Here is a 15205-nt window from a genome sequence, read left to right on the forward strand (position 1 = left end):
GTTGGCGATGGCAGAGCAGGACAAGCTCCTCGAGTACCTCAAGCGCGTGACCGCCGACCTGCACCAGACCAGGCAGCGGCTGCAGGCGGCCGAGGCGGCGGAGCAGGAGCCGATCGCCATCATCTCCCTCGCCTGCCGGTACCCGGGCGGCGTCACCTCGCCCGAGGACCTGTGGGACCTGGTCGCGGGCGGCACCGACGCGATGGCGGGCTTCCCGGAGGACCGCGGCTGGGACGTCGAGCGCATGTACGGCGCGGAAGGCGCCCGCGCGGTCGAGGGCGGGTTCGTCCGGGACGCGGCCTGCTTCGACCCCGGGCTGTTCGGCATCTCGCCGCGCGAGGCACTGGCCATGGACCCGCAGCAGCGCCTGCTGCTGGAGACGTCCTGGGAACTCCTGGAGCGCGGCAGGCTCGACCCGTTCTCCTTGCGCGGCAGCCGGACCGGCGTGTTCATCGGCGCCAACGCGTCCGGCTACAGCAGCACGCTGCAGGCGGCCGCGGGCTCCGAGGGCTACCTGCTCACCGGTGAAGCGCCCAGTGTCATGTCCGGGCGGCTGTCCTACACCTTCGGGCTGGAAGGTCCGTCGGTCACCGTGGACACCGCTTGTTCGTCGTCGTTGGTCGCCCTGCACTGGGCGTGCCAGGCGCTGCGGCAGGACGAATGCGGCCTCGCGCTGGCCGGCGGCGTCACCGTGATGGTCAGCCCGCTGGCCTTCGCCGAGTTCAGCCGCCAGCGCGGACTGGCTTCGGACGGCCGGTGCAAGTCCTTCGCCGACGCCGCCGACGGCACCGGCTGGGGCGAGGGCGTCGGCATGGTGCTGCTGGAAAAGCTGGCCGACGCCCAGCGCAACGGGCACCGGATCCTCGGCGTGATCCGCGGCTCCGCGGTCAACTCCGACGGCGCGTCGAACGGCCTGACCGCACCGAACGGCCCGTCGCAGCAGCGCGTCATCCGCCAGGCCCTCGCCAACGCCGGTCTGTCCACTTCGGACGTCGACGCGGTCGAGGCGCACGGCACCGGAACCGCGCTCGGCGACCCGATCGAGGCCCAGGCGCTGCTGGCGACCTACGGCCAGGACCGGCCCGCGGACCGGCCGCTGTGGCTGGGCGCGCTGAAGTCGAACATCGGGCACACGCAGTCGGCGTCCGGCATCGCGGGCGTCATCAAGATGGTCATGGCCCTGCGGCACGAGGTGCTGCCGCGGACCCTGCACGTCGACGCTCCGTCGTCCGAAGTGGACTGGTCGGCGGGTGCGGTGGAACTGCTGACTTCGCCGCGGCCGTGGCTCGCCGGGGAGACGCCGCGCCGCGCCGGGGTGTCGGCGTTCGGCGTGAGCGGCACGAACGTGCACGTCATCGTCGAGGAGGCACCGCCGGTCGAGGCGCTCGAACCGGGCCCCCGCTCGGCCGGGCTGCTGCCCTGGGTGGTGTCCGGCGCGAGCGACGCGGCGTTGCGGGAGCAGGCCCGGCGGTTGCTGGCCGCCGACCCGGACCCGGTCGACGGCGGCTATTCCCTGGCCGTCACCCGAGCCGGGCTGGCCCACCGCGCGGTGGTGCTCGGTTTTGATCGAGATGAGTTGCGGGCCGGTCTGGAGCGCATCGAGGACGCCGTCACCGGCACCGCCGATCCGGATGCGTTGCTGGCGGTGTTGTTCACCGGTCAGGGTGCGCAGCGGGCCGGGATGGGTCGTTCGTTGTACGAGCGGTTTCCGGTGTATGCCTCGGCTTTCGACGAGGTGTGTGCGCAGTTCGGTCCGGAGTTGCGCGAGGCCTTCGACGACGCGGTGCGTCTGGACCGGACGGAGTTCACCCAGCCGGCGTTGTTCGCGGTCGAGGTGGCGTTGTTCCGGCTGGTGGAGTCTTTCGGTGTGCGGCCGGATTTTGTGGCGGGGCATTCGATCGGGGAGATTTCGGCGGCGCATGTGGCCGGGGTGTTGTCTCTTGTGGACGCGTGCCGTCTGGTGTCGGCTCGGGCGTCGTTGATGCAGGCGTTGCCGCCGGGTGGGGCGATGGTGTCGATCGCCGCTCCCGAGGCTGACATCGTGCTGACTGAGGGTGTCTCGATTGCGGCGGTGAATGGTCCGGAGTCGGTGGTGATTTCGGGTGACGAGGCTGCGGTGCTGGAGATCGCGGCGAAGTTCGCGAAGACCAAGCGGCTGAAGGTGAGTCACGCGTTCCATTCGCCGTTGATGGACCCGATGCTGGACGAGTTCCGTGCGGTCGCGGAGACTTTGACGTACCACTCGGCGCGGATTCCGGTGATCTCGAATGTGAGCGGTGCTCTCGCGGAGCCGTTCACGGCGGAGTATTGGGTGCGGCACGTGCGGGAGGCGGTCCGGTTCGCCGACGGCGTTTCGACGCTGGAGGCCGCGGGTGTGCGGGTGTTCCTGGAGCTGGGCCCGGACGGCGTGCTCAGTGCGATGGTCGGCGGCGTCGCGGTCCCGGCGTTGCGGCGTGACCGCTCCGAAGAGAGAACACTGCTCACGGCGTTGAGCACCGTTCACGTCCACGGCGTCGACGTCGACTGGACCCCGTTCTTCCCCGGCGGCCGCCGCATCGACCTGCCCGCCTACGCCTTCCAACGCCAGCGTTTCTGGCCGCGCGGCGGCGTCGCGCACGGGGACGCCGGGTCGCTCGGCCTGGGTGCGCTCGACCACCCGCTGCTCGGCGCCGCGGTCAGCTTGGCCGGCCACGACGGCGTGGTGTTCACCGGGCGGCTGTCCCTGGAGACCCAGCCGTGGCTGGCCGGCCACGCACTGGGCGGCGCGGTCCTCGTCCCGGGCACGGCGCTGCTGGAACTGGCCATCCGCGCCGGCGACCAGGTCGGCTGTGACCTCGTCGACGAGCTGACCCTCGAAGCCCCGCTCGTCCTGCCCGGCCGTGGGGGCGTCGCGGTCCAGGTGTTCGTCGGTCCGGCAGACGGCGCGGGCCGCCGCGAGCTGACGCTCTACTCCCGCCCGGACGACGGCGCCACGCCCGGCCAGGACGCGGACACGTGGACCCGCCACGCGAGCGGTCTCCTCGCGACGGGCGCACCGCAGGCCGAGGAGCTGACCGAATGGCCACCGCCGGGCGCCGACCGCATCCCGACCGACGGCCTCTACGACCAGCTGGCCGCCCTCGGCTTCACCTACGGCGAGGCCTTCCACGGCCTGGGCACGGTGTGGCGCCGAGGGGCCGACACATTCGCCGAAGTGGCACTGCCGGAGGAGTTCCGCACGGACGCGGCGGCCTTCGGCCTGCACCCGGCCCTCCTGGACGCGGCCTTGCACCCGCTGGGCCTCGCGGCCCCGGGCACCGGCAACGCAGCCGGTCCGGCCGGCACCGGCTCCGCTGGTTCGGCCGACACTGCTGGCGCGGGCGCCGCTTCGGCCACCGCCACCGCCACCCTCAATGCCAACGGTCCCGGCTCCGCTGGTTCGGCGGACACTGCTGGCGCGGGCGCCGCTTCGGCCACCGCCACCCTCAATGCCAACGGTCCCGGCTCCGCTGGTTCGGCCGACACCGCCGATGCCGGTGCCGCTTCGGCCGCCGCCACCGCCACCGGCCCCGCGGCCGGCGGCATGCCGTTCTCCTGGAGCGGCGTAGCCCTGCACGCCTCCGGCGCCACAGCCTTGCGCGTCCGGCTGTCCCCGGCCGGAGACAACGCGGTCGCCGTGACCGTCTGCGACCAGGCCGGCGGCCCCGTCGCCTCGGTCGGCTCCCTCGTCCTGCGCCCGATCTCCGCCGCCGCCGCGGCCGCCCCCGTGCAGAACGGCTCCCTCTTCCGCCTCGACTGGACGCCGGTCGCGGCCGGATCGCCGGCCGGCGCGGTCGTCCTCGGCCCCGACCCCCTCGGCCTCCCCCTTCCCCTCGTGTCCGATGTGGACACCGACGCCCCCATCGTCTTCGCCACAGCAGCCACAGCAGCCACAGCAGACACAGCGGCCACCGCGACCTCGGTCCGGGACGCCACCCACCGCGCCCTCGCCCTCGTGCAGTCCTGGCTCGCCGCCGATCGGCCCGGCCGGCTGGTCGTGGTCACCCGCGGCGGCGACACCGATCCCGCCGCGGCCGCCGTCCAGGGCCTGGTGCGCTCCGCCCAGTCCGAGCACCCCGGCCGGTTCCAGCTCCTCGACCTCGACGGCACACCGTGGCCCGACCTCACCACGCTGCCCGCCGCGGAACCCCAGGTCGCCGTCCGCGAAGGCACCTTCACCGCCCCGCGCCTGGCCCGTGCCCAGAGCGGCGCCCTGACCATCCCGGGCGAGCCGTGGCGGCTGACCACCACCGGCGGCACCCTCGACGGCCTCTCCCTCCAGCCGGAACCCCCGAAGCAACTCGCCTGCGGTGAGGTCCGGGTCGCCGTGCGCGCGGCCGGGGTCAACTTCCGCGACGTCCTGATCGCTCTCGGCATGTACCCCGACCCGGCCGCCGTCCTCGGGTCCGAGGCCGCCGGGGTCGTCACCGAAGTCGCGCCGGACGTCGCCGGGCTCGCGGTCGGCGACCGCGTGTTCGGCCTGTTCACCGGCGCGTTCGGGCCGTCCGCGGTGACCGATGCCCGGCTGCTCGTCCCGGTGCCGGCCGGGTGGACCTTCGCCGAGGCCGCGTCCGTGCCGGTCGCTTTCGTCACCGCCTACTACGCCCTGTTCGACCTCGGTGGGCTCGCCGCCGGCCAGTCCGTGCTCGTCCACGCGGCCGCCGGCGGCGTCGGGATGGCCGCCGTTCAGCTCGCCCGCTGGAAGGGCGCCGAGGTGTTCGCCACGGCGAGCCCGGCGAAGCAGGACGCCGTCCGCGCCCTCGGCGTCACCCACATCGCGTCTTCGCGCGACCTCGGGTTCGCCGGGCAGTTCCGGGCCGCCACGCACGGCCGCGGCGTCCACGTCGTGCTCAACTCGCTCACCGGGTCCTTTGTGGACGCCTCGCTCGACCTGCTGCCCCCCGGCGGCCGGTTCCTCGAAATGGGCAAGACCGACCTGCGCGACCCGGCCGTCCGCGACGGCGTCACCTACCGCCCCTTCGACCTCGGCGACCCCGGGCCGGACCGCATCCGGGAAATCCTCCGGACCCTGCTGACGCTGTTCGAAAACCGGGAACTGACCCCGCTGCCGATCCGCGCCTGGGACGTCGTCCGCGCGCCCGACGCGTTCCGGTTCATCAGCCAGGCCAAGCACATCGGCAAGAACGTCCTGACCGTCCCGGCAAAGCCGGACCCCGAAGGCACCGTGCTCGTCACCGGCGGCACCGGCACCCTCGGCGGGCTCCTGGCGCGCCACCTGGTGACCGCGCACGGCGTCCGGAACCTACTGCTGACCAGCCGCCGTGGCGCCGACGCCCCGAGTGCGGCCGAGCTCGTCGCCGAGCTGACGGACCTCGGCGCGAACGTGCGCGTCGAAAGCTGCGACGTCACCGACCGCACTGCCCTCGCCGCGCTGCTCGAGCCGGTGAACCTGACCGGTGTCGTCCACACCGCGGGCGTGCTCGACGACGGCGTCGTCGAATCGCTCACCCCCGGCCGGATCGACGCGGTCGTCGGCCCGAAGGTCGATGCCGCGCTGAACCTGCACGAGCTCACCCGGGACCGCGACCTCGCGTGGTTCGCCCTGTACTCCTCGCTCGCCGGGGTGGCCGGTGCCGCGGGCCAGGCCAACTACGCGGCCGCCAACGCCGCCCTCGACGCGCTCGCCGCCCGCCGTCGCGCCGAGGGCCTGCCCGGCGTCTCCCTCGCCTGGGGCCAGTGGGCCGAAGCGAGCGGCATGACCGCCACCCTCGACGAAGAGGACCTTTCGCGGATCGCGCGGTCCGGCATCGGCGCACTGGGCACCGCGGAAGCCTTGGCGCTGTTCGACGCCGCCCAGGTCGCCGGCGCCGGGTGCGTCGTCCCGGTCCGCGTCGACCTCGCCGCGCTGCGCGCCCAGGCCGAGCACCTGCCCGCGCTGTGGCACGGCCTGGTCCGCGTGCGCACCCGCCGCGCGGCCGGCCTGCCGTCCGGCACCGGCGGGCTCGCCGCCGAGCTGGCCGGGCTCGGCGGCGACGACGTCCGCCGGTTCCTGCTCGACCTCGTCCGCTCGCACGTCGCGGCGGTCCTCGGCCACGACGGCGCGGACGCCGTCGAACCGGCCAAAGCCTTCAAGGACCTGGGCTTCGACTCCCTGACCGCCGTCGAACTGCGCAACCGGCTCACCGCGGTGACCGGCCTGCGGCTGCCGGCGACGGTCATCTTCGACCACCCCAACCCCCAGGCGCTCGCCGCACTGCTGCAGGCCGAGCTGGGCGGCGACACCGGGCCCGCCACGACGGCGGCGATCACCACCGTCGCCGACGACGACCCGATCGCCATCGTCGCGATGAGCTGCCGCTACCCGGGCGACGTGACGTCGCCGGAAGACCTGTGGCGCCTGGTCGCGACCGGGCGCGACGCGCTCACGGCGCTGCCCGCCGACCGCGGCTGGGACCTCGCGGCCCTGGGCGCCGCCGAGGGCGGGTTCGTGCACGACGCCGGCGGCTTCGACGCCGAGTTCTTCGGCATCTCGCCGCACGAAGCCCTGGCCATGGACCCGCAGCAGCGGCTGCTGCTGGAGATCTCCTGGGAAGCGCTGGAACGCGCCGGGATCGACCCGCGCTCGCTGCGGGGCAGCAGCACGGGCGTCTTCGTCGGCGCCGCGCACCAGGCTTACGGCAGCGGCGTGGCCGAGGTGGCCGCCGGGGTCGAAGGCCACCTGCTGACCGGCAACGCGACCAGCGTCGTCTCCGGCCGCGTGGCCTACACCTTCGGCTTCGAAGGTCCCGCCGTGTCGATCGACACCGCCTGCTCGTCGTCGCTGGTCGCCCTGCACTGGGCGGTGCAGGCCCTGCGCCGTGGCGAATGCGACCTCGCGCTGGCGGGTGGTGTCGCGGTGATGGCGCAGCCCGGCATGTTCGTGGAGTTCGACCGGCAGGGCGGGCTCGCCTCCGACGGCCGCTGCAAGGCGTTCGCAGAGGCCGCGGACGGCACCGGCTGGGGTGAAGGCGCCGGCCTGGTGCTGCTGGAACGCCTGTCCGACGCCCGCCGCCACGGCCACGAAGTCCTCGCCGTGGTGCGAGGTTCCGCGGTGAACTCCGACGGCGCGTCCAACGGCCTGACCGCACCGAACGGCCCGTCACAGCAACGGGTCATCCGGGCCGCGCTCGCCGGCGCGGGCCTTGGTCCGTCGGAAGTGGACGCCGTCGAGGCGCACGGTACCGGCACCACCCTCGGCGACCCGATCGAGGCCCAGGCGCTCCTGGACACCTACGGACAGGACCGCGACGAACCGCTGTGGCTGGGCTCGCTCAAGTCGAACATCGGGCACACGCAGGCGGCGGCCGGGGTCGCGGGCGTGATCAAGGTCGTCATGGCGCTGCGGCACGGCGTTCTCCCGAAGACCCTGCACGTGGACGCGCCGTCGTCGCGCGTCGACTGGGAGTCCGGCGCGATCGAGCTGCTCACCGACGCCCGGCGCTGGCCCGAGACCGGACGGCCGCGCCGCGCCGGGATCTCGTCGTTCGGCATCTCCGGCACCAACGCCCACACGATCATCGAGCAGGCCCCGGCGGTGGGGGCCGAGCCCGAGCCCCCGGCGCCTTCCGGCCCGGTCCCCTGGCTGCTGTCCGCCCGCGACGCCGACGCGCTCGCTGCCCAGGCCGAGCGCCTCCGCACGCACGTCGAAGCCCGGCCGGAGCTTTCCCCGGTCGACGTCGGCTTCTCGCTGCTGACCTCCCGCGCCGCCCTCGAACACCGGATGGTCGTGTTCGGCCGTGACCGCGAGGAGCTCCTCGCCGCGCTGGACAACCCGGCGGTGACCGGCATCGCGCGCCCGGACCGGCGGCCGGCGGTGCTGTTCACCGGCCAGGGCGCCCAGCGGCCGGGGATGGGCCGCGAGCTGTACGAGCGGTTCCCGGTCTACGCCGAAGCTTTCGACTCCGTGCTCGCGCACTTCGGCCCGGACCTGCGCTCGGCGTTCGACGACGCCGGGCAGCTGGACCGGACCGAGTTCACCCAGCCGGCGTTGTTCGCGGTCGAGGTGGCGTTGTTCCGCTTGGTGGAATCCTTCGGGGTGCGCCCGGAATTCGTGGCGGGGCATTCGATCGGCGAGATCTCGGCCGCCCACGTGGCCGGGGTGCTGTCCCTCGAAGACGCATGCCGCCTCGTGTCGGCGCGGGCGTCCCTGATGCAGGCCTTGCCGGCCGGCGGGGCGATGGTGTCGATCGCGGCCCCGGAGTCGGCCATCGTGCTCACCGAGGGCGTCTCGATCGCGGCCGTGAACGGTCCGGAGTCGGTGGTGATTTCCGGGGACGAGGCCGCGGTGCTGGAGATCGCGGCGAAGTTCTCCAAGACCAAGCGGCTGAAGGTGAGCCACGCGTTCCACTCGCCGCTGATGGACCCGATGCTGGACGAGTTCCGTGCGGTGGCGGAGACCCTGACGTACCACCCGGCGCGGATTCCGGTGATCTCGAATGTGAGCGGTGCTCTCGCGGAGCCGTTCACCGCGGAGTATTGGGTGCGGCACGTGCGGGAGACGGTTCGCTTCGCCGACGGCATCTCCACGCTGCAAGCCGCCGGGGCCGACGTGTTCCTGGAACTGGGCCCGGACGGCGTGCTCAGTGCGATGGTCGGCGGTACCGCGGTCCCGGCGTTGCGGCGTGACCGCTCCGAAGAGAGAGCACTGCTCACGGCGCTGAGCACCGTTCACGTCCACGGCGTGCACGTCGACTGGACGTCGTTGTTGCCCGGTGGCCGCCGGGTCGATCTGCCCACCTACGCCTTCCGGCACCAGCGCTACTGGCTCGCTGGTGAGCCCGGCGCAGCGCCCGGGGGCGACTCCGGCTTCTGGAACGTCGTCGCAAGCGGCCGGCTCGCCACCGAACTGATGCTGGACGACGACGTCGCCGCGGCGGTGACCCCGGCCCTGTCGGCCTGGTACCGGCGGCGCCGCCAGGAGTCCACTGTGGATTCGTGGCGGTACGGCGTCGCCTGGCGCCCGGTGCCGCCGAGCGCGACCGCGACCCCGGGTCACTGGCTGCTGGTCGTGCCCGAGGCGGGCGAGACCGGCGTCGTGGCCGGGGTCGCGCAGACGATCATCGAACGCGGCGGCCGCATCACCCCGGTGCGCATCGACCCGCTGCTGCCGCGTGCGGAGTTCGCCGTGCGGGTACGCGAAGCCCTCGACGGATCCGATGTGGACGGTGTGCTTTCGCTGCTGGCCCTGGCCGACGGCGGACGTGGGATCGCGGCGGGCACAGCCACCTTGCTGCAGGCCATCGGCGACCTCGGCGGGCGCCTGTGGTGCCTCACCCGGGGCGCGGTCGCGGCCGTGCGCGCCGACCGCGTCGAAGCGCCGGCCCAGGCCCAGGTCTGGGGCCTCGGCCGGACGGCGGCGATGGAGTACCCGCAGCGCTGGGGTGGCCTGGTCGACCTGCCTGCCGAGCTGGACGACCGCGGCCGCGAACGGCTGGCGTCCGTGCTGGCCGGCACCGAGGACGAGGTCGCGCTGCGCCCGTCCGGGGTCTTCGCGCGGCGGCTGGAACGCCGCTCCGCGACGCCGGATGAGGCCTGGCAGCCGCGGGGAACCGTGCTGGTCACCGGCGGCACGGGCGCGCTCGGCGCCCAGGTCGCCCGGCGGCTGGCCACCGGCGGTGCCGAGCGGCTGGTGCTGCTCAGCCGCCGCGGACCGGCCGCGCCGGGGGCGGCCGAACTCGAACGCGAGCTGACCGCCCTCGGCTGCGCGGTCTCGATCGTGGCCTGCGACGCCGCCGACCGCGACGCACTGGCCGCGGTGCTCCCCGACCGCCTGCGTGCCGTGGTGCACGCGGCGGGCGTCCTGGACGACGGCGTCATCGAGTCGCTCACCCCGGAGCGCTTCGACGCCGTGCTGCGCGCGAAGGCGACCGCGGCCGAGAACCTGTCCGCGCTCACCGGCGACCTCGACGCGTTCGTGCTGTTCTCGTCGATGGCCGGCGCGTTCGGTGCGGCGGGCCAGGGCAGCTACGCCGCCGCCAACGCCCACCTCGACGCGCTCGCCCAGCAGCGGCGCGCCGCCGGGCTGCCCGCCGTCTCGATCGCGTGGGGCCCGTGGGCGGGTGACGGGATGGCCGCGGGTGACGCCGAGACGCGCCGGCGTCTGCGTGCCGCGGGCGTCGGCGCCCTGGAACCCGGCCTCGCCCTCGACGCCCTCGCACTCGAAGCCACCGGGGACGCGCCGGTGGCCGTGGTGGCCGACCTCGACTGGGACGTCTACCTCCCCGCGCTGCGGGCCGTCCGGCCCCGGCCGCTGTTCGCCGGGTTCGCCGAGCCGTCCGCGAGCCCGGAACCGGTCGCCGCGGAACCGGCGGGGCTGCTCGCCGGACTGTCCGAAGAGGACGCGGCCCGCACGGTCCTCGACCTGACCCGCACCCACGTCGCGGCGGTGCTCGGCTACCCCGACGCGGCCGCGGTCGACGCCGGGCGCGCGTTCTCCGACAGCGGGTTCACCTCGCTGACCGCCGTCGAACTGCGCAACCGCCTCGACGCGGCGACCGGGCTGAGCCTGCCCGCGACGCTGGTGTTCGACCACCCGACCCCGGCCGCGCTGGCCCGCCACCTGCACCGCGAGCTGCTCGGCCGCCTGCCGGAACCGGTCGGAACCGGGCCCGTGACCCCCACCGAGGAGCCGATCGCGCTCGTCGCGATGGGCTGCCGGTTCCCCGGCTCGGTCGCCACGCCGGAGGACCTCTGGCGGCTCGTCGCCGACGGCGTCGATGCGATGACCGGCCTGCCCGAGGACCGCGGCTGGGACCTCGGCGCGCTCTACGACCCGGACCCGGGCAAGAGCGGCCACAGCTACGTCCGCGACGGCGGTTTCCTCGACGCCGCGGCCGAGTTCGACGCCGCCTTCTTCGGGATCTCGCCGCGGGAAGCGCTCGCCATGGACCCGCAGCAGCGCCTGCTGCTGGAGATCACCTGGGAGGTCTTCGAGCGGGCGGGGATCGACCCGCACGCGCTGCGCGGCAGCCGCACCGGCGTGTTCGCCGGGACCAACGGCCAGGACTACGCGGGCCTGCTCGGCGCGGCGGGTGAGGAGGTCGGCGGCTTCATCGGCACCGGCAACGCCGCCGCCGTCGTGTCCGGGCGGCTGGCCTACGCGTTCGGGCTCGAAGGTCCCGCGCTCACCATCGACACCGCGTGCTCGTCGTCGCTGGTCGCCATCCACCTCGCCGCCCAGGCGCTGCGCCGGGGCGAGTGCGACCTGGCGCTGGCGGGCGGCGCGACCGTGATGTCGACCCCGGCCACCTTTGTCGAGTTCAGCCGCCAGCGCGGGCTGGCCTCCGACGGCCGGTGCAAGGCGTTCGCGGAGGCGGCGGACGGCACGGGCTGGGGCGAAGGCGCCGGGCTCGTGCTCCTGGAACGGCTGTCCGACGCCCGCCGCCACGGTCACCAGGTCCTCGCCGTCGTGCGGGGTTCGGCGGTGAACTCCGACGGCGCGTCCAACGGCTTGACCGCGCCGAACGGTCCTTCGCAGCAGCGGGTGATCCGGGCGGCGCTGGCCGACGCCGGTCTGTCCACTTCGGACGTCGACGCGGTGGAAGCCCACGGCACCGGCACGACCCTCGGCGACCCGATCGAGGCCCAAGCCCTGCTGGCCACCTATGGCCAGGACCGCGAGACGCCGTTGTGGCTGGGCTCGGTGAAGTCGAACATCGGCCACACCCAGGCCGCCGCGGGCATCGCCGGGGTCATCAAGATGGTGCTGGCGATGCGCCACGGCGTCCTCCCGCGGACGCTGCACGTGGACGCGCCGTCGTCCCATGTGGACTGGTCGGCGGGAGCCGTCGAGCTGCTCACCGAAGCGACGCCTTGGCCGGAGACCGGGCGCGCCCGCCGCGCCGGGGTGTCGGCGTTCGGCGTCAGCGGCACCAACGCGCACCTGGTCCTCGAAGCCGGGGAACCCGAGCCGCCGTCCCCGGCGCAAGGGGGACTGACCCTCTGGCCGTTGTCCGCGAAGGACGAGCAGGCCCTGCGCGACCAGGCCCGCCGCCTTCGCACGGCCCTCGGCGAGGACGCTCCGGTAGCCGGCGTCGGCCGCACCCTGGCGACCGGCCGCGCGGCCCTCGAACACCGGGCCGTGGTGGTCGGCGACGGCCCGGCCGAACTCCTTTCCGGACTGGCGGACCTGGCCGACGCGGTGCTCGGCACCGCGGCCCCCGGTGGCCGCCTGGCCGTGCTGTTCACCGGCCAGGGCGCCCAGCGCACCGGGATGGGCCGCGAACTGTACGACCGGTTCCCCGTGTTCGCCGACGCCTTCGACGCCGTGTGCGCGGAGTTCGACGGCCTGCTCGACGCGTCGTTGCGCGAGATCGTCTTCGACGGCGGCGACCGGCTCGACCGGACGGGGTACACCCAGCCCGCGCTGTTCGCCGTCGAGGTCGCGCTGTACCGGCTCGTGACGGCGTGGGGCGTGCGCCCGGACTTCGTCGCCGGGCACTCGATCGGCGAGCTCGTCGCGGCCCACGTCGCCGGGGTGCTGACGCTGCCGGACGCCTGCGCGCTGGTCGCGGCCCGTGCCGCCCTCATGCAGGCCCTGCCTGCCGAAGGGGCGATGGTGTCCATCGCCGCGCCGGAGGCCGACATCCCCGTCGACGAGCGGGTCTCGATCGCGGCGGTGAACGGCGCCGAATCGGTCGTGATCTCCGGCGAAGAGGCCGCGGTGCTGGAAATCGCCGCGGAGTTCGCCGCGCGCGGGGTGAAGACCAAGCGGCTCACCGTGAGCCACGCGTTCCACTCGCCGCTGATGGACCCGATGCTGGAAGACTTCCAGGTCGTCGCGGAAGGCTTGACGTACCACCCGGCCGAGATCCCGGTGATCTCGAATGTGAGCGGTGCTCTCGCCGAGCCGTTCACCGCCGGCTACTGGGTCCGTCACGTCCGCGAAGCCGTCCGGTTCGCCGATGGCGTCCGAGCTCTGGTCGACGCGGGCGCGACGACGTTCCTCGAGCTGGGCCCGGACGCCGTCCTGACCCCGATGGTCACGGAAGGCACGGTCGTCCCGGCGCTGCGCCGCGACCGGGGCGAGGAGCGCGCGATCCTGACCGCGCTGGCCACCCTCCACACGGCCGGGGTGCCGATCGACTGGGCCGCGTTCTACCCGCCCGCGCGCCCGGTGGAGCTGCCCACCTACCCCTTCCAGCGGCAGCGCTTCTGGCCCGAACCGGCTCCCCAAGCTCCGGTGTCCGCAGTGGACGCCGAGTTCTGGCGCGCGGTCGAGGGCGAGGACCTGGACTCGCTCGGCTCGCTGCTCGACCTCGACAGCGACCAGCTCGCCGCCATCGGCACCGCCCTGCCCGCGCTGTCCGGCTGGCGGCGGGAAAGCCGGGCGGACTCCCCGGCCGATTCCTGGCGCTACCGGGTCGTCTGGCGCAAGCTGCGCGAAACCGGCGCCGCGGTGTCCGGCGACTGGCTGTTCGTCCTGCCGGAGACCCTCGACGACCCCGGCGCCGTGGCCGCGGTGGCGGGCGCCTTCGCGACGTCGGGGGCGCGGCCCCTGGTCGTCCGGGTGCCCGAGGACGCCGATCGCAGCACGGTCGCGAAGCTCGTCGAAGCCAAGCTGGCGGAAGAAGGCTCCACGCCGGTGGGCGCGCTGTCGCTGCTCGCTTTCGCGACCGGCGCCCCGGCGTCGGCGGTGGCCGCCGGGCTCCCGCAGACCCTCGCGCTGGTCCAAGGTCTGGGTGACGCCGGCGTCACCGCGCCGCTGTGGTGCGCCACCCGCGGCGCGGTCGCGACGGCGGACAGCGAGCCGGTCGCCGACCCGGCCCAGGCCCAGTTCTGGGGCTTCGGCCGGACGGTCGCGATGGAGCACCCCCACCGCTGGGGCGGCCTGGTCGACCTGCCGGACACCCTCGGCGCCGAGGACGGTGAGCGGCTGTGCGCGGTCCTCGCCACCGGTGGCGAGGAAGAACTCGCCGTGCGGTCCGCCGGGGTCTTCGCCCGCCGCCTCGTCCGCGACACCGGCACGGGTCCACAGTGGACGCCCTCGGGAACCGTCCTCGTCACCGGCGGCACGGGGGCGCTCGGCGGGCACGTCGCCCGCTGGCTGCTCGGCCACGGCGCCGAGCACGTCGTCCTGGCCGGTCGCCGCGGTGGCGAGGCACCGGGGGCGCGGATGACGGTCGTCGCCTGCGACGTCGCCGACCGGGACGCGGTCGCGGCCCTGCTGGCCGAGCACCCCGTGTCCGCGGTGGTGCACGCGGCCGGCGTCCTCGACGACGGCGTCGTCGACACCCTGACCGGCGACCGGTTCGCCGAAGTCCTGCACGCCAAGGTGACCGGGGCCCGGGTCCTCGACGAGCTGACCGGCGACCTCGACGCCTTCGTGCTGTTCTCCTCCCTCGCCGGCGCGGTCGGCGCCGCGGGCCAGGCGAACTACGCGGCCGCCAACGCCGAACTGGACGCGCTCGCCCAGCGCCGCCGGGCGATGGGCCGCCCGGCCGTCTCGATCGCCTGGGGTCCCTGGGCGGGCGACGGCATGGCCGCCGGGAACGCGGACCGGATGCGGCGTGCGGGTGTCACCCCGCTGCCCGCGGCAGAGGCCGCGGCCGTACTCGGCCGGATCACGCGGTCGCAGGTCGTCGCCGACATCGACTGGGACACCTACCTCCCGGGCCAGGTGCGCCCGCTGTATGCCGAACTGGCCCCGGCGGCTCCCGTCGCCGAGGCGCCCGCCGGGCTGGGCGACCGCCTGGCCGGGCTGTCCGCGGCCGACGCGGGCGAACTCGTCCTCGACGTCGTCCGCGAGCACGTCGCGGCGGTGCTCGGCCACGGCCGGGCGGCCGACGTGGCGCCGGACCGGGCGTTCAGCGAAACCGGCTTCACGTCGCTGACCGCGGTCGAGCTCCGCAACCGCCTGGACCGCGTCACCGGGCTGAACCTGCCCGCGACGCTCATCTTCGACCACCCGTCGCCCTCCGCGCTGGCCCGGCACCTGACCGCGGAACTGCGGGAAGACACCCCGGCGCCGCGGGGCGTCGACGGACTGCTCGACGAGCTCGGCCGGGTCGGGGCCACCCTCGGCGAGGCCGACCGGGCCCGCGTCGCCGAACAGCTGCGGCTGCTCACCGCGGGCTGGGCGGGCGAACCGGCCGCCCCGAGCCTCGAAACCGCCAGCGACGAGGAGATGTTCGACCTCCTCGGCAAAGAGTTCGGCATCTCCTGATCCGGCGCCCGCGACTGCATGGAG

General features: G+C 74.6%; 1 protein-coding gene. It reads left to right on the forward strand.

The window, feature by feature from the left end:
- The first annotated feature begins 7 nt into the window (after positions 1-7).
- Positions 8-15181 carry a type I polyketide synthase gene (locus tag AB0M80_RS14340; RefSeq protein WP_364563795.1) on the forward strand — a complete coding sequence of 5058 codons (15174 nt, stop codon included), beginning with the start codon at positions 8-10 and terminating at the stop codon, positions 15179-15181.
- The last annotated feature ends 24 nt before the right edge of the window (positions 15182-15205 follow it).

The organism is Amycolatopsis sp. NPDC051045 (genome assembly GCF_040682955.1).
Lineage (GTDB): Bacteria > Actinomycetota > Actinomycetes > Mycobacteriales > Pseudonocardiaceae > Amycolatopsis.